The sequence below is a fragment of the Acidovorax sp. 1608163 genome, from assembly GCF_003669015.1.
Taxonomy (GTDB): domain Bacteria; phylum Pseudomonadota; class Gammaproteobacteria; order Burkholderiales; family Burkholderiaceae_C; genus Acidovorax.
Genome location: NZ_CP033069.1, coordinates 4,419,899 through 4,443,134, shown reverse-complemented (window position 1 = coordinate 4,443,134; position 23,236 = coordinate 4,419,899). Strand labels below are relative to the sequence as shown.

The following is a 23,236-nucleotide window of genomic DNA, read 5'->3' as shown; positions in this document are numbered from 1 at the left end:
ATAGCTGCTAGCGCAATTAATACGAGCGCTATCGGCCAAAATGGCTTAAAGGTAGGCGGCAAAAACCCTCACAACCACCGAAACACCAACGGCATCAACACCGCCGCCAGCACCACCTGCAGCCCTAACGCCAGCCCCGCATACGCCCCTGCTTCGGCATGCACCTGCAGCGCGTGCGCCGCACCAATGCCGTGCGACGCGGTGCCCAGCGCAAACCCCCGCAGAGCCATGCCCTCCGCGTCGCTCGGCAAACGCATCCACCCAAACAGCCAGCGGGCCGACAGCGCACCCACCATGCCCGTCAGTGCGGCAAACACTGCCGCCAGCGCGGGTACGCCGCCGATTTGCGCAGCCACACCCATTGCGACCGGTGCCGTGACGGATTTGGGCGCCAGCGACAGCAGCACATCCCCCGGCAGACCCAGCGCCCAGCCCAGCCCCACGGCACTGGCCGCTGCGGCGCTGCCACCGGCCAGTGATGCCAGCACCAGGCGAGCCCAGCGCGCGCGCAGCGCTGCACGGCGCTGCCACAGGGGCCAGCCCAGTGCCACCACCGCAGGCCCCAGCAAAAAGTGGATGAACTGCGCACCCGCAAAGTAGGTGGGGTAGGCGGTGCCTGTGGCCAGCATGAGTGTTGCCAGCGCGGCCACCGACAACATCACAGGGTTGGCCCAGGGCGCGTACCCCGCGCGCACCGACAGTGCCTGGGCCAGTACATACACGGACAGGGTTGCCGTCAGCCCAAACAGCGGGGCCGAGGCCAGGTACACCCACAGTTCAACGAAGTTCGGCATGGATCGCCTTGGGTTGCAGCAGGCGCAGCACCAGTGCCGTCACGGCCATGCCGATCCAGGTGGACAGCACGATCACCGCCACCAGCCGCAAGCCGTACTCGCTCAGCAAGGCCAGGTGTGTCATCACCCCCACGCCCACCGGGATGAACAACAGCGACAGGTGGCTGAGCAGGAAGCTCGCAGCCGGGGCCACTGCCGCCTGCACGGGGCCCCAGCGCAAGGCCAACACCAACAGCACCATGCCCACCACGGGACCGGGCATTGGCAGCTTCAAAAAATGCGAGAGCGCTTCACCCGCTGACTGCATGAGCAGCAGGAAGGCCAAACCTTGCAAGGGTTTCATCGGCTTCAAAAACGCGGCAGCTCGGGGTGTTTGATTTGCCCCCCGCGCACCAGCATCTTCCCGTACTCCGCACACCGGTGCAGCGTCGGAATCACCTTGCCCGGGTTCAGCAACCCTGCCGGATCGAACGCATGCTTGAGCCCGAACATCTGCGCGTTTTCCTCGCCAGAGAACTGCACGCACATGCTGCTCAGCTTCTCGATGCCCACGCCATGCTCGCCTGTCACCGTGCCGCCCATGGCTACGCTGGTTTCCAGGATGTCGGCGCCAAACAGCTCGCAGCGGCGCAGCTGGTCCGGGTCGTTTGCGTCGAACAGGATCAGCGGGTGCAGGTTGCCATCGCCCGCGTGGAACACGTTAGCGCAGCGCAGCTGGTATTTCTTTTCCATCTCGGCAATGGCGAGCAGGATGTCGGCCAGGCGCTTGCGCGGGATGGTCGAGTCCATGCACATGTAATCGGGGCTGATGCGGCCGCTGGCGGGGAAGGCATTCTTGCGACCACTCCAAAAGCGCAGGCGCTCTGCCTCGTCCTGGCTGACGGAGATGGCCGTGGCGCCTGCGGCGCGCAGCACCTCGCTCATGCGGCCAACTTCTTCCTCCACCTCTTCGGGCGTGCCGTCGCTCTCGCACAGCAAGATGGCTTCGGCTGTGAGGTCGTAGCCTGCGTGCACAAAGTCTTCCACGGCAGCGGTCATGGGCTTGTCCATCATCTCCAGCCCGGCGGGGATGATGCCGGCCGCGATCACGGCGGCGACGGCGTCGCCCGCTTTGCGCACGTCGTCAAAGCTGGCCATGATGCAACGCGCCAGCTGCGGCTTGGGGATGAGCTTGACCGTCACTTCGGTGGTCACGGCCAGCATGCCTTCGCTGCCGATCACGGCGGCCAGCAGGTCGTAGCCAGGGGTGTCCAGCGCTTCGCTGCCAAATTCGACGTGCTCGCCTTCCACCGTGAAGCCCTTCACCTTGAGCACGTTGTGCACCGTCAGGCCGTATTTCAGGCAGTGCACGCCACCGGAGTTCTCGGCCACATTGCCGCCGATGGTGCAGGCGATCTGGCTGCTGGGGTCGGGCGCGTAATACAAGCCGTAGGGCGCGGCGGCCTCGCTGATCGCCAGGTTGCGCACGCCACACTGCACTACGGCCGTGCGGCTTTCGGGGTTCACGCTCAGGATGCGGTTGAACTTGGCCAGCGACAGCGTGACGCCCGTGGCATGGGGCATGGCCCCGCCCGACAGACCTGTGCCTGCACCGCGCGCCACCACCGGCACCTGCAGCGCATGGCAGGTTTTCAACACGGCGGCCACTTGCTCGTACGTTTCGGGCAGGCACACCACCAGAGGGCGCTGTCGGTAGGCGGTCAGGCCATCGCACTCGTAGGGGGTGGTGTCTTCGTTGTGCCAGAGCAGGGCGTGCTGTGGAACCACAGCAGAAAGGGCCTGCACCACGCGGTGCTGCAGGGCCTTGCGCTCTTCAGGGGTGATGGGGGAGGTTTCGGTTATCACCGCCGCACTGTAACGCCCTCGGGGCAATTTGGGGGCCGCGGACTGGTTGAAGTTTCGTCACAGCCCGCGTGACAAAAGCGCCAGGCTCAAGTTAAACCACGCATGGGTGGCAATGCAGGCACAAAGGCTGCCGCTGCGGTGCCACACCTCGGCCAGCGCCAAGCCTGGCAGCAGCCACCACAGGCAGTGCCAGCCATGGGCTGGGGCGTGGGCGGCGGCAAACGCTATTGTTGTCAGCACGGTGGCGCCATGCTCCGCAGCCCAGCGCCGCACCACTGCCTGCACTGCGGCAGGGCGGGGCCAGAATCTGCTGCGCAGTGGAGGGCGCCACCGCTGCAGCCCCTCGTGCAGGCTGCTCTGCACCAGTGGTCGAAAAACAGACTCTTCCAGCACGGGCGCACCCAGCAGAACCCATAGCCATGCCCCCGCACCCGCAGGGCGCAGCCCCATGCCCAGCCAGTGCTGCGCGATCCATGCCACGGCCACCGCAGCAACCCACAACCCCGCCAGAAAGGCCAGCAGTCGGGTGGGGTGAGTGCGTGCTTGTCGCCCGGCGCGCAGGGGCTGCTGCAAGGCGTTCAGGGGGCGCAGGTGAGTCAGGCTCATGGCATTCCAGGTCGCGCTTCTGGTCGGGGCGGGGCTCTCAGTGAATGTCAGCCGCGATCTACCTTGCGCAGACGGCGGCGCAGGGCGGCTCCGGCCAGGGCCAGGCCCAGCAGCGCCAGCAACGATGCGTCGCGTCCGTCAGGGTTGACTGTGCAGCCACCGCCACCGCTGTCACCACTGCCTGGGGTGGGCGTTGGCGTGGGGGTGGGTGTCGGTGTGCTGTCTGTGCCCAGCACGCCTGTGGCTGTGGCCTCCAGCGTGAACGAGACCTCCGCTTCGCGCTGGAACGCCTCTACGGGCGTCTCTTCCGCGCGGGCGCCCTTGACCAGGGCCCCCAGGCTGGCAATCACGGCGGAGCCGTCGTTGTTGGCTTCCACAATGGCGTAGTACTCGCCTGCCTTGAGCTTGTCTTTGAGCGATACGGCGTATTCCCCGTCGCCCGCACGCAGGTCAGGGGCCACCCCGTCATCGCGCATCACCAGGTTTTCGAGAACGGCCTGGCCATCCTCGTTGTACACGGTGGCGCGCACCGTAGCGCCCTTGATGCGTTTGTCAGAGGCCAGCGTGGCCCGCAGGGTCGGGGCCGTGTTGACGGTGGCCAGCACGCCACCGGTGACTTCGCTATTGAGTGCCAGGCGCGATGCGCTGCTCACGTCCACGCTCAGGCCGTCCACCATGGCGGCGTTGCTGGTCGCCTTCAGCGCCCACACACCATTGCGGCCCGACACCTCAGTGCCGATCGTGACCAGGAACACACCTTCTGCCGCGTCCAGTTCCATGTCAATGCCAGCAGGGGCATTGGCGGGGGTAAAGACGCGGCCATCGGGCGCGGTCAGGCTGAAGCTCAGTTTCTTGGCATCGGCTGGGTCAAAGTAGCTTTCGATGTCCACCGCGCCGTCCAGCGCAGCGCTGGCGATGCGGAACTGGGTGCTGAAGCTGCCATTGGCTGCGAGCGCATCCGAGCCATCCAGGCGCACGGAGGCGACGGCCTTGGCATGCACTTCGTTCAGTGCGCGGGTGACATCCTTGGCAGCTTCCGCGCCGTTGCGGGCAGAGTTGTAAGCACCGCCTGTGAACTGGGCCAGTTGCGTCAGGTTCACCGAAGCACCAGCCTTGGACTGGAGCACGGCCGCCTTGGCGCGCATGGCGCGGGCTTCTGCGCTACCCCCCGTCAAGCCCAATGGGCTGACAGCGATGCGGGCAGTTTTGGCGGTGGATGCCGCTTCTGCAGGCACCTGGGCTTCGGAGCCAGTGAGCAGGTGCAGGGTGGCCGGGTCGCCCGCTTGGCGCGCTGCGCCAATCAGTTCGTAGGCCTTGGTAAAGGCTGTCAGCGCGTTGAATGTGCCTGCGGTGTCGGCCTGAATCGCATCCAGGGCCGCCGTCAGGGTCTGCTTGCCCGCTGCGTCCGCAGTGGTGAATGCCGCGACGGGTTCGCTGCCCGTGGCGGGGGACGCCACGATGGCGAACTGGGTGTTGGCTACAGCTTGGCCAATCAGGGTCTTGGCCGCTTGCATCAGGTCAGCCAGGCGGGCTGCGGGCAGCGTGCGGTCCACCACGATCACGTCACGGAACACCGGCGCTGGCGCAAAAATCAGCTTCAGGTCTGCATCAAATCCGGTGGTGGGGCGTGTCAGGTTCAGGGTCTTTGGATCAACGCCACGGAAGGCCTCGAAGAACGTGCGTCCCTGGCCACGGGCGACCTCAGGGTCCTGCTCGGGTGGTCTGGTCAGCATCTCCCAGGCGCTGCCGCCAGTACCATCACTTTGTGTGGCCATCATGCGGGCTTGGGCGGTTTTGCGCTCAGCTGGGTTGGTGTAGTCGGCGGGGGTCGATAGCGACACGAACTCCAGGTGGTTGTTCATGGCCGTGTTCTTGGGCGTGTCTTCGCCAGAGGGGCTGCCCGGGTCGCTGGGTTTGAGGGCTGCACCGGCCTCCACATACTCGTCGTACAGGCCGTAGGTGTAGTGGCCCAGCTCGTGGTTGATCACCTTGCCCAGGGCATCCACGCTTTCAAAAGCGCCGCTGTAGGCCAGGTAGTTATAGGAAGTCTGGCCCCGAGTGCCCCAGCCGGAGATGTTGGCGGCAGAGCGGTCGGACTTGTTGATCATCCGGATGTCGACGTTGTTGCCGAACTGTCCATTCTTGTAGATGAACACGTTGCCCAGGCGGTGTCGGCCTTCCGTGGCCGTGAACTTGCTGCGGGCGACGGTACGGATCACCTGGGTGATGTAGGCACGGTCCAGCAACTGTCCTGGGTTGTCTTGCTGTGTGGGCGGGTTGTCGTAGTCCCAGTCCACGTTCACCACGTAATCGATGATGTTCACATCACGCACAGCGGTGAGCGGGTGGTTGGCCGCCTGGGCGGCCATGTGAGGCTGAATGGCCAGGGCGGCAGCCAGCGCTGCGGCCATGACGCGCTTCAGTGTGGGGCGCGGCAGGCCCGGGGTCTTGCTTTTCATCTTCGAACTCCTTGCGGTCAATACACGGAAGGAGGGCGCGGCAGAGCAGCGTGTGTGTCAACGCCTGGTGTCTGCGGCTGTGCCTTTTGGCAATTTGATTTCCCTCTCCAGCGCGGAGTATCTGCAGGCGAAAAGCAAAGGCAACAAAAAAGTGCGCAGGTGCACACAAGCCCTTTTTCTGTGCTGGAACAAAGAGCTATGTCCCACGGCGAAGCGGGTTGATCCGAGGCGACGCAGGGTGCCGCAGGGTCAGAGAGTGCCCTTGAGCCACTGCGCAAAGGCGGCGCATTCCCAGCGCTCCATGGCGCCGGCGCGCCAGCACAGGTAGTGGGCGTGGGGGCTGTGGGCTTCGATGGGAAACAGCCGCACCAGCGTGCCATGCTCCAGCCAAGGCGCGCCCAGTTTCAGGCGCACCAGGGCCACGCCCATGCCGGCTGCGGCGGCATCGCACATGAGGCCAATGTCGTTGAATTGCGAGCCCTCGTTGGGCTCGGCCCAGTCAAGCTGGCTCACGGCAAACCAGGTACGCCAGGGCTCCAGGGGGCTGCGCAGCAGGGGCAGACCTTCCAGGTCTTCTGGGCGTTCAAACGGGCCGTGTTCGCGCACGAATGTGGGGGACGCCAAGGGCGTCACCACATCCCGCGCCAGCTCGACATGCTCCACATCGGCGTAGTGGCCGGGGCCAAAGCGCACCATCAGGTCAGCATCCTCGGCCACCACATCCAGCAGCGGGATGGACACCTGCAGGGCCAGGTCGATTTCCGGGTAGGCCTCGGTGAACTGTCGCAGGCGTGGGATGAGAATGGTGCGCGCAAAAGTGGGCGTGACGGCCAGCTTCAGGCGCCTGCGCCCGGGGGCTGTGGCTTCACCTGGAAAACGCTGTAGTGCCCCCAGCCCTTCGCGCACATGGGCCAGGTAGGCGCTGCCCTCGGTGGTGAGCGAAAAGTCCGCTCGCCCAAAGAGGCACACGCCCAGCATCTGCTCCAGCTGCTTGACGCGGTGGCTCACGGCGCTGGGCGTGACGCACAGCTCATCGGCAGTCTGCGTCACGCTGCGCAGCCGAGCCAGGGCCTCAAACGTCAGCAGGCACTGGATGGGTGGAATGCGCCTTGCGGCGCTGTTGAGCAAGGAGACCGCAGCGGTGGTAGCCACTTCAATGCACCCATCAAGCCCGCAAAGGCTTTATCGGAACACCACCGTCTTGTGGCCGTTGAGCAGCACGCGGTGCTCGCTGTGCCACTTCACGGCGCGTGCCAGCACCTGGCTTTCGGTGTCGCGGCCACGCGATGTGAGGTCTTCCACGGTGTCGGTGTGGTCGGCACGGGCCACGTCCTGCTCGATGATGGGGCCTTCGTCCAGGTCGGCCGTCACATAGTGGGCCGTGGCGCCAATCAGCTTCACACCCCGGTCATGGGCCTGGTAGTAAGGCTTGGCACCCTTGAAGCTGGGCAGGAAGCTGTGGTGGATGTTGATGGCGCGGCCTGCCAGTTTGCGGCACAGGTCATCGCTGAGCACCTGCATGTAGCGCGCCAGCACCACCAGCTCAGCGCCTTCGGCTTCGATGATCTCGAATTGCTTGGCTTCGGCCTGGGCCTTGGTGGCTGCTGTGACGGGAATGTGGTGGAACGGCACGTTGTAGCTGGCCGCCAATTGATAGAACTCGCGGTGGTTGCTGATGATGGCGCGGATGTCCACCGGCAGCAGGCCGGACTTCCAGCGGAACAGCAGGTCGTTGAGGCAATGGCCTTCTTTGCTGACCAGCAGCACGGTCTTCATGGGCTCGGCCGTGGTGTGCAGGCTCCAGCGCATCTCGAAGGGCTCGGCAAAGGTGGCCAGGCGCGCCTTCAGCGTGGCGTGGTCATGCTGGTCGCAGGCGAACTGCACGCGCATGAAAAACAGGCCCGTGGCGTTGTCGTTGTACTGGGCAGCTTCTTCAATGTTGCCGCCGTGCTCCATCAGAAAACCGGAGACAGCGTGCACCAGCCCCAGTCGGTCGGGGCAAGACAGGGTGAGGATATAGGCTTGGGTCATAGGCGCCACATTGTCGCAGCACCGGCGGTGGCTTGGCGCTGCGGGGCTACTTGTGGCGGGTTCTTGGACCTGGGCGTGGGGCCCAGAGCGCTTATTCCAGTTGCTTGCGCAATGCTTCGCAGTGGTCGGGCGCATCCCGCCAGGGCGATGTCCACACCAGGTCTGCGTCGGCCGGAACGAGGCGGCCCACGGCGTCGGCTGTGGCTTGTTGGCTGTGGGAGGGCTGGGCGGTCTGGGTTTCGCTGGACGCTCCTTCGGGCGTGGGGGCTTTTTGCTGCAGCGCCACCACGATGCGAACAGTCAGGTCTTTGGGCAAATGCACGGGCACCCCAGCGGTGCGCAGGGTATGGCCTGCTCCAGTGATCAGCAAGGCGGTGGTACCTGGGCTGCGGTGGGCTTCTGCCAGGGTCTGGGCCATGGCCTTGTCGCGCGCGATCTGGATGCGTGCCATGCCCGGTACCTGGGCTTGTGCCAGCAGGTGGCAATGCCCCTCGCGGATGGCTTCGCGCTGCCGCTCCAGGGCTTCGGGGCGCAAGGCCTGGTCCAGGCCCTGGTCGCGCATGGCGCTGCGGGCCTGGGTGCGCGGCAGATTGCCCCCCAGCACGGGCACACCTGCGCGCACGGCTTCCATGATGGCGGGGCTGTACTGCGCCCAGGGCCAAGCCGCCTCTTGCCACTGCAGTGCGCTTTGTACCTGGGCTGGTGTGGCTGATGTGGGCAGTGCGGCTGTGCTGGTGCCGCGTTCGGCCATTTCCAGCACCACCGCGCCCAGCTGGTTGCGGATGGCCAGCCATTTCACGGCTTCGTGCTGCATGCGCTGGTGCTCCGGGTCGTCATGCTGCTCGCCCAGGAGCAGCACATCGGCAGGCAGCACGGTGCGCAGCACCAGGGGCCATTGCGTGCCGGTGGCGCTGGGGGGCGGTGGGCGCAGCCTGCCAAAGCGGCACCTATCACCACGGCACCCAGGGCGCGGCGCAGCAGAGGGCGGGCAGACGAAGAATGGGGGCGTGAGCGGGAAAACAGTGAACGCATGCGCAAATGCTACGCGGTTGTTTCTTGACTTGGGTCAAGAGTCCCCAAGGGGGCATGTTTACACTGCGGCGATGCGAACCTCTCCATCCTTGACCGCAAAGCTGCTGGCGCTGGGGGCCGGCTTCTTGCTGGTGGCCCTGGGCTCCATAGGCCTGACCCTGTGGGTGACCTGGAAGCTGGAGGGCGGGGCCGCTGCGGTGAACGAGGCGGGGCGCCTGCGCATGAACATGCTGCGCATGGTGCTGGTGCTGCAGACGGAACCCGTGCAAGCCGTGCAACAGCGCGCCAAAGAGTTTGACGCCAGCCTGGAGCTGCTGCGCACCGGTGACCCGGCCCGCCCTTTGTTTGTGCCCTGGGGCGACGAGACGCGCCCCCGGTTTGAGGCCATCCGCGCGGAATGGACCGCCCTGCACCGCCAGTGGACGCAGGAGCCCCGCCCGGACCGGGTGCAGGCGCTGGCGCAGGCCGACCACTTTGTGGAGCAGGTGGACCAGTTTGTGGAGACCATCGAGGTGCAGATTGCCGGGTGGACGGCCGCGCTGCACCTGTTTCAGCTGTGCATGATGGCGCTGGCGATTGCGGCGGCCGTGACTTTCATGGCGGTGAGTTACCTGCTGGTGATCAACCCGGTAGCGCGGCTGCAAAATGCCCAAGCCCGCTTGCGCCAGGGCGACTTGGGCACCCGGCTGCCCATCGAGACTGATGACGAGTTTGGCCAGCTGTCTGCGGGGTTCAACCTCATGGCCCACGCGTTGCAGGCCTCGCATGAGGGGCTGGAGCAAAAAGTGCAGGAGAAGACCGCCAGCATTGCCGTGCAAAACCAGCGGCTGGCGGCGCTCTACGAGGTCAGCGGACTGGCCTCGGATGCGGGCAGCCTGCAGGCGTTGGCCAACGGCTTTGTGCGCCAGATCCGGCGCGTGGCCGGGGCCGATGCGGTGGCCGTGCGCTGGTCGGACGAAGCCAACGAGCGCTATGTGCTGCTGGCCAACGATGGGCTGCCCAAAGCCATGGCCGAGCAAGAGCACTGTCTGCACACTGGCGCTTGCCACTGCGGCCAGCCGCAGGAAAAAGCGCGCACCCGCGTCATCCCCATCACGCCCACATCGGCCGTCGCTTTGCCCCACTGCCGCGAGGCCGGGTTTGAGACCATGGTCACCATCCCCGTGCAAATGCAGCAGCGTGTCCTGGGCGAGGTGGACCTGTTCTTTCGCTCCCCTGTGGTGCTGAACGACGAGCTGCGCGAACTGCTGGAGGCCATGACGCGCCACCTGGCCAGCGCCATGGAAGGCCTGCGTGCCACGGCCCTGGAGCGCGAGGCCGCCGTGGCGCAAGAGCGCAGCATGATTGCGCGCGAACTGCACGACTCCATCGCCCAGTCGCTGGCGTTCCTGAAAATCCAGACCCAGCTGCTGCGCGATGCGGTGACCAAGGGTGACACCGCCAAGCGCGACCGCAGCATTGACGAGCTGGATGTGGGTGTGCGCGAGTGCTACAGCGATGTGCGCGAGTTGCTGGTGCACTTTCGCACCCGCACCAGCGAGGAAGACATCGAAACCGCGCTGCGCGCCACGCTGTCCAAGTTTGAGCACCAGACGGGCATGGCCGCCACGCTCGCCATGTCGGGCCACGGCCTGCCGCTGCCGCCCGATGTGCAGATCCAGGTGCTGCACATGGTGCAGGAAGCCTTGTCCAACGTGCGCAAGCATGCCAACGCCAGCCGGGTGGCGTTGCGCGTGGAGCGCCACCCCCGTTGGCGCTTTGAAGTGCAGGACGACGGCATCGGCTTTGAAGCCGCGCAGGTGCCGCCCGATTCGGTGCATGTGGGGCTTGGCATCATGCGCGAGCGCGCACAGCGCATCGGTGCCGTGGTGCAAGTACATTCACAGGCAGGCCAGGGCACGCGCGTGTGCATTGAGCTGCCCAGCAGCCCGCGCCCACCGGCCCCAGCGGCGACGCCTGCCCCGGCGCCGGTGCCCGCTGCTCCCGCTGTACACCAGGAACTTTTGACGTGACCCTTGCCGCTGCTGTCCGCCCCTTGACCCTGCTTGTGGTGGACGACCACACCCTGTTTCGCCGGGGCCTGATCGCCTTGTTGGGGCAGGATGCGGGGCTGGAGGTGGTGGGGGAAGCGGGCGATGCGGCCGAAGCCCTGCGCCTGGTGCCACGCCTGCAGCCCGACGTGATCCTGCTGGACAACCACTTGCCTGGCGTGATGGGCGTGGACGCCATTCGCGGCCTGCGCGAGGTGTCTCCACACTCGCGGGTGCTCATGCTCACCGTCAGCGAGGATTCGCAGGACCTCGCCGCCGCCCTGCGCAACGGCGCGCAAGGCTATCTGCTCAAGACCATCGATGGCGACCTGCTGGCCCAGGCCATCCGCCGCGCGGCGCGCGGCGAGCCCGTGGTCAGTCCTGAGCTCATGGGCAAGCTGGTGGCTGCGTTTCAGGCCCAGGGCGGCCCGCCCGAGCCCGTGCCTGCGGGGGTTGTGGCCGCGCCAGCCCCTGAAGACGAGGTGTCTCCGCTGTCACCGCGCGAAGAAGACGTGCTGCGTGAAATTGCTCGCGGCCTGAGCAACAAAGAGATCGCCCGCACACTCGATATTGCCGAGACCACCGTCAAGATCCATGTGCAACACATCCTGCGCAAACTGGGGCTCACCTCGCGCGTGCAGGCCGCGGTCTACGCGTCAGACCGTCAGCGCATCGAATAGCTCTGGGGCCATCGGCCCCATGCCGCCACGCAGCTCGCAGCGGGTGTGCCGCTCAGTGCGGGCCGATCTGCTGGACCTCTCCCTCCAAGATTTGAATGCTCTCAAAATGAGAGCTGTTTGCGCTTGTTTTACGGGCGATGGAAGCTACTTCTTATTGAAGAGTGGCGCCTCATAGGCGTGAGGTGCTCCTGAATTTGCAGTGTCTTGATGTTGTCAAGATAGTTCGCTATAAACCGCCCTGTTGATCTTCCGTGTGCTTCGCGGCTGCTCTTGCCAAAGGCCATAGTTCTTTCGAACGATGGTGCTCCCCGTGTGACTACTCCCTCTGCCGTGCCAGACACGTTCTAGCGAAGGATGGGCAAGCTCCCCGATAAGAGGGACGATGCCTGTCATCCAATACGAGAGGACTAGCGCCATGGCACAAACCACTTTGCCCTCGGGCAACAGCCCACAGCGCACCCGTCAGGCTTGGTCGGTACTGATCGTCAGTACTTTCGCCTTCACGGTCTGCTTTATGGTCTGGATGATGTTCGGCGTCATCGGGATCCCCATCAAAAAGATGCTCAACCTGAACTCCACGCAGTTCGGGTTGCTCATGTCCATGCCCGTGCTTACGGGCTCGCTGGTGCGGGTGCCGCTGGGCATCTGGACCGACAAGTTCGGCGGCCGCATCGTGATGGCCGCTGTGATGGCCACCACCGTGCCTGCCATCTGGATGATGAGCTACGCCACCGAATACTGGCACTTCCTCACCATCGGCCTGTTCGTGGGTTTGGCGGGGGGCTCGTTCTCGGTGGGCACGCCGTATGTGGCGCGCTGGTTCCCTAGGGAGCGTCAGGGCACAGCCATGGGCGTGTACGGCGCAGGCAACTCGGGTGCGGCCGTCAACAAGTTCGTGGCGCCTGTGATCCTGGTGGCCTTTGGCTGGACCATGGTGCCGCAGGTGTACGCCGCGATCATGCTGGGCACGCTGGTGCTGTTCTGGTTCTTTAGCCACAGCGATCCTTCCCACCTGGTGGCCAGCAACGTCAAGTTCACCGACCAGCTCAAGGCGCTCAAGGACCCCAAGGTGCTCAAGTACTGCCAGTACTACAGCATCGTGTTCGGCGGCTACGTGGCGCTGTCGCTGTGGATGGTGCAGTACTACGTGGGCGAGTTCGGCCTGGACATCCGCGTCGCTGCCCTGCTCGCTGCCTGCTTCTCGCTGCCTGGCGGTGTGCTGCGCGCCATCGGCGGCGTGCTGTCTGACAAGTACGGCGCCCACAGCGTGACCTGGTGGGTGATGTGGGTGAGCTGGATCTGCCTGTTCCTGCTGAGCTATCCGCAGACCGACTTCACCATCCTCACCGTCAACGGCGCCAAGACCTTCCACCTGGGCCTGAACGTGTATGTCTTCACCGGCCTCATGTTCCTGCTGGGCATCTGCTGGGCCTTTGGTAAGGCCAGCGTCTTCAAGTACATCAGCAACGACTACCCCCAGAACATCGGAACGATCAGCGGCATCGTCGGGCTGGCTGGCGGCATGGGTGGCTTCATCCTGCCCATTCTGTTTGGCCTGCTGATGGACCTCACCGGCATCCGCTCCAGCGCCTTCATGTTGATGTACGGCGTGGTGTGGGTCTCGCTCATCTGGATGTACTTCACCGAAGTGCGCAACACCCGCGTCATGGGTGCACAAGGTACCGCCCCAGCCGGTAACCGCTGATTTTTCTAGGAACCTCACCATGTCTGCCACCACCACCAGCGGGCGCCAGGGGCGTCTGCTCACCCTCTGGACACCAGAGGACAAGAATTTCTGGGAGCGCGAAGGCGAAGCCGTCGCCAAGCTCAACCTGTGGATCTCGGTGCCCGCGCTGTTTCTGGCCTTTGCCATCTGGCAGGTCTGGAGCGTGGTCGCTGTGAGCCTGCCGGGCCTCGGGTTCAAGTATTCGACCAACCAGCTGTTCTGGCTGGCCGCAGCGCCAGCGCTCTCGGGCGCCACGCTGCGCATCTTCTATTCGTTCATGGTGCCGCTGGTCGGTGGCCGCCGCTGGACGGCGATCTCCACCGCCTCGCTGCTGATCCCCGCCATCGGCATCGGCTTTGCGGTGCAGGACAACACCACGGCCTACCCCACCATGCTCATCCTGGCGCTGCTGTGCGGCTTGGGCGGCGGCAACTTCAGCTCCAGCATGGCCAACATCAGCTTCTTCTTTCCGAAGGAACGCAAGGGCTCGGCGCTGGGCGTGAATGCCGGCCTGGGCAACCTGGGCGTGTCGGTGGTGCAGTTCCTGAGCCCGCTGGTCGTCACAGCCGGCATCTTCGGCATCTTTGGTGGCGAAGGCCAGACCATCGTGAAGAATGGCCAGACCGTGCAGGTCTGGACGCAAAACGCGGCCTTCATCTGGGTGCCATGGATTGCCGTCACGGCCCTGGCCGCATGGTTCGGCATGAACGACATTGCCGACGCCCGCGCCTCGTTTGCTGCGCAGGCCGCCATCTTCCGCCGCAAGCACAACTGGCTGATGTGCGTGCTGTACCTGGGCACCTTCGGCTCGTTCATCGGCTATGCAGCAGGCTTCCCGCTGCTCATCAAGAGCCAGTTTCCCAACATCAACCCACTGGCCTACGCCTGGTTGGGCCCGCTGGTGGGCGCTGTGATCCGCCCCTTTGGCGGCTGGCTGGCTGACAAGCTCGGCGGCGCGCGCGTCACGCTGTGGAACTTCATCGTCATGGCCATCGCCGTGATGGGCGTTACGGTGTTCTTGCCCTCCGCAGGCAACGAAGGGCAGTTCTCTGGCTTCTTCGTGTGCTTCCTGGTGCTGTTCCTCACCACCGGCATTGGCAACGGTTCCACCTTCCGCATGATCCCTGTGATCTTCCTGACCGAGGCCCTGCGTGGCGTGGACAAGCACGACCCTGCTGCCGTGGCCCAGGCCAACAAGGAAGGCAACACCCTGGGTGCCGCCACGCTCGGCTTCACGGCCGCCATGGCTGCCTACGGCGGGTTCTTCATTCCCAAGAGCTATGGCAGCTCCATCGCCCTGACGGGCACCCCCAATGCCGCGCTGTGGTGCTTTGCAGTCTTCTATGCCGTCTGCATCGTCGTCACCTGGTGGTACTACGCGCGCAAGAACGCCGAGATGCCTTGCTGATGGCCGCCTGAGCTGTCCGCACACCCCCTATAGAACAAGGAGCCCCCGATGAGCCATTTTCTGGATCGCCTCACGTACTTCTCGCAGCCCCGCGAGACCTTCGCCCAAGGCCACGGCGAAACCAACGGCGAAGACCGTACCTGGGAAGACGCCTACCGCGACCGTTGGGCGCACGACAAGATCGTGCGCTCCACCCACGGCGTGAACTGCACGGGCTCCTGCTCGTGGAAGATTTACGTCAAGGGCGGCATCGTGACCTGGGAAACCCAGCAGACCGACTACCCCCGCACCCGTCCCGACCTGCCCAACCACGAACCCCGTGGCTGCGCACGCGGCGCCAGCTACAGCTGGTACCTGTACAGCGCCAACCGCGTGAAGTACCCCATGGTGCGCGGCCGCCTGCTCAAACACTGGCGCGCCGCCATTGCCCTGGCCAAGAGCCCCGTGGACGCCTGGGCCAGCATTGTCGAAAACGATGCCTCCAAGCGCGAATGGCAAAAGCAGCGCGGCCTGGGCGGCTTTGTGCGCAGCACCTGGGACGAAGTCAACCAGATGATCGCTGCGGCCAATGTCTACACGATCAAGAAGCACGGCCCTGACCGCATCATCGGCTTCTCGCCCATCCCGGCGATGTCGATGATTTCGTATGCCGCAGGCTCGCGCTACCTGAGCCTGATCGGTGGCGTGTGCATGAGCTTCTACGACTGGTACTGCGACCTGCCTCCCTCCAGCCCGCAGGTGTGGGGCGAGCAGACCGACGTGCCCGAGTCGGCCGACTGGTACAACAGCTCGTACATCATTGCCTGGGGTTCCAACGTGCCCCAGACACGCACGCCCGATGCGCACTTTTTGACCGAGGTGCGCTACAAGGGCACCAAGGTCGTGTCCATCACACCCGACTATTCCGAAGTGGCCAAGCTGGGCGATCTGTGGATGCACCCCAAGCAGGGCACCGACGCTGCCGTGGCCATGGCCATGGGCCATGTGATCCTGAAAGAGTTTTACTTCAAGGACGGTGGCAAGGGCCGCAGCACCTACTTCGACGACTACGCACGCCGCTACACCGACCTGCCGCTCTTGGTGGTGCTCAAGGAAAAGACGCTGCCCGATGGCAGCAAGGCCATGGTGCCCGACCGCTATGTGCGTGCCAGCGATTTCCCAGGCCAGCTTGACCAGTCGAACAACCCCGACTGGAAGACCGTGGGCTACGACGAACTGGGCCAAGTCACGCTGCCCAACGGCTCCATTGGTTTTCGCTGGGGCGCCGATGGCCGCGCCGACCAGGGCCTGTGGAACCTGGAGAACAAGGAAGCCCGCACGGGCAACACCGTCAAGCTCAAGCTGTCGGTGATCGAAGACGGCGCACAGACGCACGAAGTGGCCAAGGTGGCCTTCCCGTACTTCGGCGGCGTGCAGTCGCCCAACTTCACGGCCAACGAGCAAGGCAGCGACGTGATGGTGCGCCCCGTGCCCGTGACGCACCTGGAGCTGTCCGGCCACGAAGCCCAAGGCCGCGTGATGGTCGCCACGGTGTTCGACCTGCTGGCCGCCAACTACGGCATCGACCGGGGCCTGCCCGGTGAAGAGCCCGGCGGCAGCTACGACGCCGACCGCCCTTACACCCCTGCCTGGCAGGAAAAGATCACGGGCGTGCCGCGCGACCAGATCATTACCGTGGCGCGCCAGTTCGCCGACAACGCCGACAAGACGCATGGCAAATCCATGGTGATCATCGGCGCGGCGATGAACCACTGGTACCACTGCGACATGAACTACCGCGGCATCATCAACATGCTGATGCTGTGCGGCTGTATTGGCCAGAGCGGTGGCGGCTGGGCCCACTATGTGGGCCAGGAAAAGCTGCGGCCCCAGACCGGCTGGACCGCTCTGGCCTTTGCGCTGGACTGGATCCGCCCCCCCGCCAGATGAACAGCACGAGCTTCTTCTACGCCCACACCGACCAGTGGCGCTACGAGAAGCTGGGCATGGAAGAAATCCTCTCGCCCCTGGCCGACGCCAGCGCCTACCACGGCGCCCAGATCGACTACAACGTGCGCGCCGAGCGCATGGGCTGGCTGCCTTCGGCGCCCCAGCTCAAGACCAACCCGATGCAGGTGGCCAAGGATGCTGCGGCGAAGGGCATGGACGCCAAAGACTACGTGGTGGAGTCGCTCAAGAACGGCAGCCTCACGATGAGCTGCGAGGACCCGGACCATCCCGACAACTGGCCGCGCAACATGTTCGTGTGGCGCTCCAACATCCTGGGCTCGTCGGGCAAGGGGCATGAATACTTCCTCAAGCACCTGCTGGGCACCACCCACGGCGTGCAGGGCAAGGACCTGGGCAAGGACGAAGCCAAGCCCGAGGAAGTGCAGTGGCACGCCAATGCGCCCGAAGGCAAGCTGGACCTGCTGGTCACGCTCGACTTCCGCATGAGCACCACCTGCCTGTACTCCGACATCGTGCTGCCCACGGCCACCTGGTATGAGAAGAACGATCTCAACACCAGCGACATGCACCCCTTCATCCATCCGCTGTCCACAGCGGTAGACCCTGCCTGGCAGGCCAAGAGCGACTGGGAGATCTACAAGGGTTTCGCCAAGGCCGTGAGCGAGGTCAGCGTGGGCCATCTGGGCGTCGAGAAGGACGTGGTGCTCACGCCCATCATGCACGACACCCCCGGTGAAATGGCCCAGCCTTATGGCGTGCGCGACTGGAAGAAGGGCGAGTGCGAACTCATCCCCGGCAAGACCGCGCCGCAGGTCACCGTGGTCGAGCGCGACTACCCCAACCTGTACAAGCGCTTCACCGCCCTGGGCCCCTTGATGGACAAGGCCGGCAACGGCGGCAAGGGCATCGGCTGGAACACGCAGACCGAAGTCGGCCAGCTGGGCGACCTGAACGGCCGTGTGAAGGAAGAGGGCGTGACGCAGGGCATGCCCCGCATCGTGACCGACATCGACGCCACCGAAGTGGTGATGATGCTGGCGCCTGAGACCAACGGCCATGTGGCCTGCAAGGCCTGGGAGGCCCTGGGCAAGCAGACCGGGCGCGACCACGTGCACCTGGCGCTGCACCGCGAGGACGAGAAGATCCGCTTCCGCGACATCCAGGCGCAGCCGCGCAAGATCATCAGCTCGCCCACCTGGTCGGGCCTGGAAAGCGAGAAGGTCAGCTACAACGCGGGCTACACCAATGTGCACGAGTACATCCCATGGCGCACGCTCACGGGCCGCCAGCAGTTCTACCAGGACCACCCGTGGATGCGTGACTTCGGCGAAGGCTTTGTGAGCTACCGCCCACCGGTGCACCTGAAGACGCTGCACGAAGTCGAAGGCAAGAAGCCCAACGGCAACAAAGAGATCCAGCTGAACTTCATCACGCCGCACCAGAAGTGGGGCATCCACAGCACGTACAGCGACAACCTGATGATGCTTACCCTGAATCGGGGCGGCTCGGTGGTGTGGCTGAGCGAAGACGACGCCAAGGTTGCTGGCATCGTGGACAACGACTGGGTCGAGCTCTTCAACTCCAACGGCGCCATTGCGGCCCGCGCGGTGGTGAGCCAGCGTGTGAACCCCGGCATGGTGATGATGTACCACTCGCAAGAGAAGATCATCAACACCCCCGGCTCCGAGATCACCGGCACCCGTGGCGGTATCCACAACTCGGTCACGCGCATCGTGCTCAAGCCCACCCACATGATTGGTGGCTACGCACAGTACAGCTACGGCTTCAACTACTACGGAACCATCGGCACCAACCGCGACGAGTTCGTGCTGGTGCGCAAGATGGACCGCGTGGACTGGCTCGACGACGAAGCCCCCGCATCGGCCCACCACGCCTGAAGCCGAAGACAAGGAGAAACACGATGAAAATTCGCGCACAAATCGGCATGGTGCTGAACCTGGACAAGTGCATTGGTTGCCACACCTGTTCCGTCACCTGCAAGAACGTCTGGACCAGCCGCCCCGGGGTGGAATACGCCTGGTTCAACAACGTCGAAACCAAGCCCGGCATTGGCTACCCCAAGGAATGGGAAAACCAGGACCGCTGGAACGGTGGCTGGGTACGCAACCCTGACGGCTCCATCGCGCCCCGCCAGGGCGGCAAGTGGAAGCTGCTCATGCGCATCTTTGCCAACCCCAACCTGCCGCAGATCGACGACTACTACGAGCCCTTCACGTTCGACTACGACCACCTGCAGTCCGCCCCTGAAACCAAGGCCGCACCCACGGCCCGCCCGCGCAGCCTGATCACCGGCAAGCGCATGGAGAAGATCGAGTGGGGCCCGAACTGGGAAGAAATCCTGGGCGGCGAGTTCAGCAAGCGCAGCAAGGACAAGAACTTCGACGATGTGCAAAAGGACATCTACGGCCAGTTCGAGAACACCTTCATGATGTACCTGCCGCGCTTGTGCGAGCACTGCCTGAACCCGGCGTGCGTGGCATCGTGCCCCAGCGGCTCGATCTACAAGCGCGAGGAAGATGGCATCGTGCTGATCGACCAGGACAAGTGCCGTGGCTGGCGCATGTGCGTCTCGGGCTGCCCCTACAAGAAGATCTACTACAACTGGCAATCAGGCAAGGCCGAGAAGTGCATCTTCTGCTATCCCCGCATCGAAGCGGGCCAGCCGACCGTGTGCTCCGAGACCTGCGTGGGCCGTATCCGCTACCTGGGTGTGCTGCTGTACGACGCAGACCGCATCCAGGAAGCCGCCAGCGTGGAGCGTGACCGCGACCTGTACCAGGCCCAGCTCGACATCTTCCTGGACCCGAACGACCCGGACGTGATCAAGCAGGCCCGCATCGACGGCATCCCGGACAGCTGGATGGACGCTGCCCGCAACAGCCCCGTCTACAAGATGGCCGTGCAATGGAAGGTGGCCCTGCCGCTGCACCCCGAGTACCGCACGCTGCCCATGGTCTGGTATGTGCCACCGCTGTCGCCCATCACGGCTGCCGCCAACGCGGGCCATGTGGGCGTGAATGGCGACATCCCCGATGTGTCGCAGCTGCGCATCCCTGTGCAGTACCTGGCCAACCTGCTCACCGCCGGTGACACCGGCCCCGTGGTGCGGGCGCTGGAGCGCATGCTGGCCATGCGCACCTACCAGCGCGACAAGCATGTGGAGCAGCGCCAGAACCTGGCCGTTCTCAAGCAGGCGGGCCTGTCGATGGCCGAGGTCGAGGAGATGTACCACGTGATGGCGATTGCCAATTACGAGGACCGCTTTGTCATCCCATCGGCCCATCGCGAATACGCCGAGAACGCGTTCGACATCCGGGGCGGCTGCGGCTTCTCGTTTGGCAACGGCTGCTCGGACGGCGCCAGCGAGGTCAGCATGTTCGGTGGCAAGAAGCCCCGCACGATCCCGATCAAGGCCACGGTCTGATCGCACACAGGAAGGAATCACCATGTTCAAGAAGAACCCGACCTCTGTGCGCCTGACCCTGCGCGCCCTGGGCTACCTGCTGAGCTACCCCGATGCGCAGCTGCGCAGCGTGATGTCGCAGCTCATCGACGCGCTGCAGGTAGAGCAGGCTCTGACCACCGAACGCATGGCCGAGCTCGAAGCCGTGTGCCAGCACCTTGCTGCACTCGACCCGATGGAAGCCGAAGCCCGCTACGTGGACAACTTCGACCGGGGTCGCCAGACCTCGCTGCACATGTTCGAGCATGTGCACGGCGACTCGCGCGACCGCGGACCGGCGCTCATCGACCTGATGCAGACCTATGAAAAGGCCGGCCTGCAATTCCAGGCCGACGAGCTGCCCGACCACCTGCCGGTGGTGCTGGAGTTCGCCTCCACCCAGCCGCCCGAAGTGGCCAAGGAGTTTCTGGGCGAAATGGCCCACATCCTCAACGCACTGTTCAGCGCCCTCGTGGCGCGCAACAGCCCCTACGCCAGCGTGATCGCTGCCGTGCTCGAAGTGTCGGGCCAGCGTGTGCAGTCGGTGGCGCTCACCCCCGAGCCCGAGATGGACGAGGTGTGGGCCGAGCCCGAAGCGTTTGGGGGTTGCAGCACCCAGGGCCAGGCCAAGCCTGACCAGCCGCAGCCCATGCATTTTGTTCGTACCCCCCGCGCCGAGCGGGCACCAGAAGGAGTCTCAGCATGACCACCTGGCTCGATACCCTGTTGTTTGGCATCTATCCCTACATTTGCCTGGCCGTTTTCTTCATTGGCAGCTGGGCGCGGTTTGACCGCGACCAGTACACCTGGAAGAGCGACTCGTCGCAACTGCTACGCACCGGCAGCTTGCGCTGGGGCAGCAACCTGTTCCACATCGGCGTGCTGTTCCTGTTCTTCGGCCACACCGTGGGCATGCTCACGCCGCACTTTCTGTATGAGCATTTCATGAGTGCGGGTGCCAAGCAGCTCATGGCCATGGTCTCAGGGGGGATTGCGGGCACGCTGGGCTTCATCGGCCTGTCCATCCTGCTGCACCGCCGCCTGTCGGATGAGCGCATCCGCGCCACGTCCAAGGTCAGCGACATCCTGATCCTGGTGCTGCTGTGGCTGCAACTGGCGCTGGGCCTGGCCACCATCCCGCTGTCGGCCCAGCATCTGGACGGCTCCATGATGATGAAGCTGGCCGAGTGGGGCCAACGCGTGGTGACCTTCCGCAGTGGGGGTGTGGAGCTGCTGGCCGAAGCCGGCTGGATCTTCAAGGCCCACATGTTCCTGGGCATGAGCATTTTCCTGATCTTCCCGTTCACCCGTCTGGTGCACGTGTGGAGCGGCTTTGGCACGCTGGCCTATGTGCTGCGCCCCTACCAGGTGGTGCGTGCGCGCCGCTTGAACCTGCCCGCAGGCCATATGCAGTCGCAAGACCGCCGCGCCTGAAGCCCACCCATCTAAGGAGCACACCATGAGCGGATGTGGAACCGGGAGCTGCGGCTGCAGCTCCTCCGAGAACAGCGCTGCGGCCACGGCCAGCACACTGACCCCTACGCAGACAGCGGCCTACGAGGCCCTGGTGGCAACGATGGCCGATGCGCCCCAGCAAGCCACCCAGGCACCACAAGCTGGCGCCACGGGGGGCATGGGCTCCGTGGTGGCCGAAGTTGCACGCGTCAATGGCGTGGCCCTCAACGCCCCGCACGAGTTGCTGGACGAAGAGGCCCTGCGCCAGCGTGCATGTACCGAGCTGCTGCGCCAGGCTGCGCAGCAGGCGGGCCTGCTGCCCGCGAGCGATGTGCCGGGTGTTGAGGGGGCCATCAGCGTCCAGGCCTCCAATGCCATTGAGCAGTTGCTGGAGCGCGAGCTGGACCTCCCTGATCCTTCAGAAGAAGCCTGCCGCCGCTACCACGACGCCCACCCTGCGGCACACGCCCAGGGGGAGCGTGCGCAGCTGCGCCATGTGCTCTTTGCCGTGACGCCGGGCGTGGATGTGAAGCAGCTGCGCCTGCGGGCCGAGGCCTTGCTGATCGAGCTGCGCTGCGCGGACGATGGCGGTGCCCAGTTTGCCAAGGCAGCTGCCCAGTGGTCCAACTGCCCCAGCGGCCAGCAGGGCGGCGACCTGGGCTGGCTCACCCGCGCCGATTGCGCTCCCGAATTTGCCCGCGAGGTGTTTGGCGGCGCCGAGATCGGTGTGCTGGCGCGCCTGGTGCACAGCCGCTTTGGCCTGCATGTGGTGGAGGTGGTGGCCCGCGACCCTGGGCAGCAGCCCTCGTTCGAGGAAGTACGCCAGGCCATCGCGCTCACCCTGCGCCAACAGGCCTGGGTGAACGCGCTACGCCAATACCTGCAACTGCTGGCAGGCGCTGCTGCGGTCGAAGGGGTGGCGCTCGACGCTGCCGAATCGCCGCTGGTGCAATAGCGGCACTGCATTTTTTCGATTGCCACCTTATGCCTGACGAACTGCTGGACCGCCTGCGCCGTTTTCACAACGACGCATTTCCCCAGTACCGCGAGCAGTTCCAGACCCTGGTGGATGAGGGGCAGCACCCCACCACTTTGTTTGTCGGCTGTTCTGACTCGCGCCTGGTGCCCTACCTGTTGACCGGTGCGGGGCCGGGCGAGCTGTTTCTGGTGCGCAATGTGGGGGCCTTCATTCCTCCGTATGACGGCTCCCACGGCCACCATGGCACCACGGCCGCCATCGAGTTTGCGGTGCTCAATCTGCAGGTGCGCCGCATCATCGTGTGCGGCCACAGTCACTGTGGGGCTATCAAGGCCATGTATGGTGAGGTCTCGCCCGAGGCCCCCAACCTCAACCGTTGGCTGGACCTGGGGCGCGAGGCCTTGCTGCCCGTGCAGCCGGGCCCCGAGGCGCTGCGCCGCACGGAGCAGCGTGCCGTGGTGCTTCAGCTCGAACGCCTGATGGAGTACCCCATGGTGCGCAGCCGTGTGCAGAGTGGCCAGATCAGCCTGCACGGCTGGCACTACGTGATCGAAGACGGTGAAGTCCACGTCTTTGATGTGCAGACGGGTGGTTTCGTGCCGGCATCACGGGCTGACAACAGCGGCACTGGGCCCTATCACCCCTACGTGGAGCACGATGGTCAGGTGCTGCTGGACTAGGGATTGCCGTCTTCGCAGGTTGCGCAGAAAGGCAGGTCTCTGCTTTGATGCCTTCTTGACGGAGCGCAAGACCACCGGGAAGGTAACCCTGAATCATT

Annotated in this window: 17 protein-coding genes and 1 pseudogene; 10 read left to right on the top strand and 8 right to left on the bottom strand. The window is 64.9% G+C overall.

Annotated features, from left to right (window positions below; translation table 11 throughout):
* Positions 1 to 68 precede the first annotated feature (68 nt).
* From EAG14_RS19725 to EAG14_RS19690, 8 genes are all read right to left on the bottom strand, one after another.
* Positions 69 to 794: an LrgB family protein gene (locus EAG14_RS19725; RefSeq protein ID WP_099742849.1), complete on the bottom strand. Its 726-nt coding sequence runs from the start codon at positions 792 to 794 to the stop codon at positions 69 to 71.
* Entirely contained in the window at positions 778 to 1,137 is a 360-nt protein-coding gene (locus tag EAG14_RS19720) for a CidA/LrgA family protein (RefSeq protein ID WP_121729892.1), read from the bottom strand. The genes EAG14_RS19725 and EAG14_RS19720 overlap by 17 nt, the downstream gene beginning before the upstream one ends.
* Positions 1,138 to 1,142: 5 nt before the next feature.
* Positions 1,143 to 2,639, bottom strand: coding sequence for an FAD-linked oxidase C-terminal domain-containing protein (locus EAG14_RS19715; protein WP_240456854.1), 1,497 nt, complete (start codon positions 2,637 to 2,639; stop codon positions 1,143 to 1,145).
* 57 nt (positions 2,640 to 2,696) lie between these two features.
* Complete coding sequence (locus tag EAG14_RS19710; RefSeq protein WP_121729891.1) at positions 2,697 to 3,245, bottom strand: type II CAAX prenyl endopeptidase Rce1 family protein; 549 nt, start codon at positions 3,243 to 3,245, stop codon at positions 2,697 to 2,699.
* A 47-nt stretch (positions 3,246 to 3,292) separates the two neighbouring features.
* Positions 3,293 to 5,704 carry a choice-of-anchor X domain-containing protein gene (locus EAG14_RS19705; protein WP_121729890.1) on the bottom strand — a complete coding sequence of 804 codons (2,412 nt, stop codon included), beginning with the start codon at positions 5,702 to 5,704 and terminating at the stop codon, positions 3,293 to 3,295.
* Positions 5,705 to 5,953: 249 nt separating this feature from the next.
* The gene (locus EAG14_RS19700) at positions 5,954 to 6,856 is read right to left on the bottom strand and encodes a LysR substrate-binding domain-containing protein (protein ID WP_121729889.1); all 903 of its coding nucleotides are present in this window, start codon (positions 6,854 to 6,856) and stop codon (positions 5,954 to 5,956) included.
* 30 nt (positions 6,857 to 6,886) lie between these two features.
* Positions 6,887 to 7,735: a formyltetrahydrofolate deformylase gene (gene purU / locus EAG14_RS19695; protein ID WP_099657646.1), complete on the bottom strand. Its 849-nt coding sequence runs from the start codon at positions 7,733 to 7,735 to the stop codon at positions 6,887 to 6,889.
* Positions 7,736 to 7,826: 91 nt separating this feature from the next.
* Positions 7,827 to 8,621 (bottom strand): ChaN family lipoprotein, encoded by a 795-nt coding sequence (locus EAG14_RS19690; RefSeq protein ID WP_240456853.1) that lies wholly within the window; start codon positions 8,619 to 8,621, stop codon positions 7,827 to 7,829.
* Positions 8,622 to 8,838: 217 nt separating this feature from the next.
* On the opposite strand from EAG14_RS19690, the gene EAG14_RS19685 reads away from it, so the two are divergent.
* The 10 genes and pseudogenes from EAG14_RS19685 to EAG14_RS19640 all read left to right on the top strand — a co-directional run bounded on the left by EAG14_RS19685 (position 8,839) and on the right by EAG14_RS19640 (position 23,138).
* Complete coding sequence (locus tag EAG14_RS19685) at positions 8,839 to 10,779, top strand: type IV pili methyl-accepting chemotaxis transducer N-terminal domain-containing protein (RefSeq protein ID WP_121729887.1); 1,941 nt, start codon at positions 8,839 to 8,841, stop codon at positions 10,777 to 10,779.
* Positions 10,776 to 11,477 (top strand): response regulator, encoded by a 702-nt coding sequence (locus EAG14_RS19680; protein WP_099742855.1) that lies wholly within the window; start codon positions 10,776 to 10,778, stop codon positions 11,475 to 11,477. Before EAG14_RS19685 ends, EAG14_RS19680 begins: the two co-directional genes overlap by 4 nt.
* Positions 11,478 to 11,892: 415 nt before the next feature.
* The gene (locus EAG14_RS19675; protein ID WP_099742856.1) at positions 11,893 to 13,182 is read left to right on the top strand and encodes a nitrate/nitrite transporter; all 1,290 of its coding nucleotides are present in this window, start codon (positions 11,893 to 11,895) and stop codon (positions 13,180 to 13,182) included.
* A 19-nt stretch (positions 13,183 to 13,201) separates the two neighbouring features.
* Positions 13,202 to 14,611, top strand: coding sequence for a NarK family nitrate/nitrite MFS transporter (locus tag EAG14_RS19670; RefSeq protein WP_099742857.1), 1,410 nt, complete (start codon positions 13,202 to 13,204; stop codon positions 14,609 to 14,611).
* Between the two features lie 48 nt (positions 14,612 to 14,659).
* Positions 14,660 to 18,459 (top strand): annotated as a pseudogene (locus tag EAG14_RS19665) (nitrate reductase subunit alpha).
* A gap of 23 nt (positions 18,460 to 18,482) precedes the next feature.
* Entirely contained in the window at positions 18,483 to 20,006 is a 1,524-nt protein-coding gene (narH, locus tag EAG14_RS19660; protein WP_099742859.1) for a nitrate reductase subunit beta, read from the top strand.
* A 22-nt stretch (positions 20,007 to 20,028) separates the two neighbouring features.
* Positions 20,029 to 20,730 (top strand): nitrate reductase molybdenum cofactor assembly chaperone, encoded by a 702-nt coding sequence (gene narJ, locus EAG14_RS19655; protein ID WP_121729886.1) that lies wholly within the window; start codon positions 20,029 to 20,031, stop codon positions 20,728 to 20,730.
* Positions 20,727 to 21,458 carry a respiratory nitrate reductase subunit gamma gene (narI, locus tag EAG14_RS19650; RefSeq protein WP_121454120.1) on the top strand — a complete coding sequence of 244 codons (732 nt, stop codon included), beginning with the start codon at positions 20,727 to 20,729 and terminating at the stop codon, positions 21,456 to 21,458. Before narJ ends, narI begins: the two co-directional genes overlap by 4 nt.
* A gap of 25 nt (positions 21,459 to 21,483) precedes the next feature.
* A complete protein-coding gene (locus tag EAG14_RS19645; protein ID WP_371414376.1) occupies positions 21,484 to 22,434 on the top strand; it encodes a peptidylprolyl isomerase in 951 nt (316 codons plus the stop codon).
* Between the two features lie 29 nt (positions 22,435 to 22,463).
* Entirely contained in the window at positions 22,464 to 23,138 is a 675-nt protein-coding gene (locus EAG14_RS19640; protein ID WP_099657656.1) for a carbonic anhydrase, read from the top strand.
* Positions 23,139 to 23,236: the final 98 nt, after the last annotated feature.

Coding starts and splice junctions, on each gene's coding strand:
- EAG14_RS19645 (WP_371414376.1), top strand. CDS start 21,484: ATGAGCGGATGTGGAACCGGGAGCTGCGGCTGCAGCTCCTCCGAGAAC.
- narJ (WP_121729886.1), top strand. CDS start 20,029: ATGTTCAAGAAGAACCCGACCTCTGTGCGCCTGACCCTGCGCGCCCTG.
- narH (WP_099742859.1), top strand. CDS start 18,483: ATGAAAATTCGCGCACAAATCGGCATGGTGCTGAACCTGGACAAGTGC.
- EAG14_RS19675 (WP_099742856.1), top strand. CDS start 11,893: ATGGCACAAACCACTTTGCCCTCGGGCAACAGCCCACAGCGCACCCGT.
- purU (WP_099657646.1), bottom strand. CDS start 7,735: ATGACCCAAGCCTATATCCTCACCCTGTCTTGCCCCGACCGACTGGGG.
- narI (WP_121454120.1), top strand. CDS start 20,727: ATGACCACCTGGCTCGATACCCTGTTGTTTGGCATCTATCCCTACATT.
- EAG14_RS19685 (WP_121729887.1), top strand. CDS start 8,839: ATGCGAACCTCTCCATCCTTGACCGCAAAGCTGCTGGCGCTGGGGGCC.
- EAG14_RS19720 (WP_121729892.1), bottom strand. CDS start 1,137: ATGAAACCCTTGCAAGGTTTGGCCTTCCTGCTGCTCATGCAGTCAGCG.
- EAG14_RS19710 (WP_121729891.1), bottom strand. CDS start 3,245: ATGAGCCTGACTCACCTGCGCCCCCTGAACGCCTTGCAGCAGCCCCTG.
- EAG14_RS19640 (WP_099657656.1), top strand. CDS start 22,464: ATGCCTGACGAACTGCTGGACCGCCTGCGCCGTTTTCACAACGACGCA.
- EAG14_RS19725 (WP_099742849.1), bottom strand. CDS start 794: ATGCCGAACTTCGTTGAACTGTGGGTGTACCTGGCCTCGGCCCCGCTG.
- EAG14_RS19670 (WP_099742857.1), top strand. CDS start 13,202: ATGTCTGCCACCACCACCAGCGGGCGCCAGGGGCGTCTGCTCACCCTC.
- EAG14_RS19705 (WP_121729890.1), bottom strand. CDS start 5,704: ATGAAAAGCAAGACCCCGGGCCTGCCGCGCCCCACACTGAAGCGCGTC.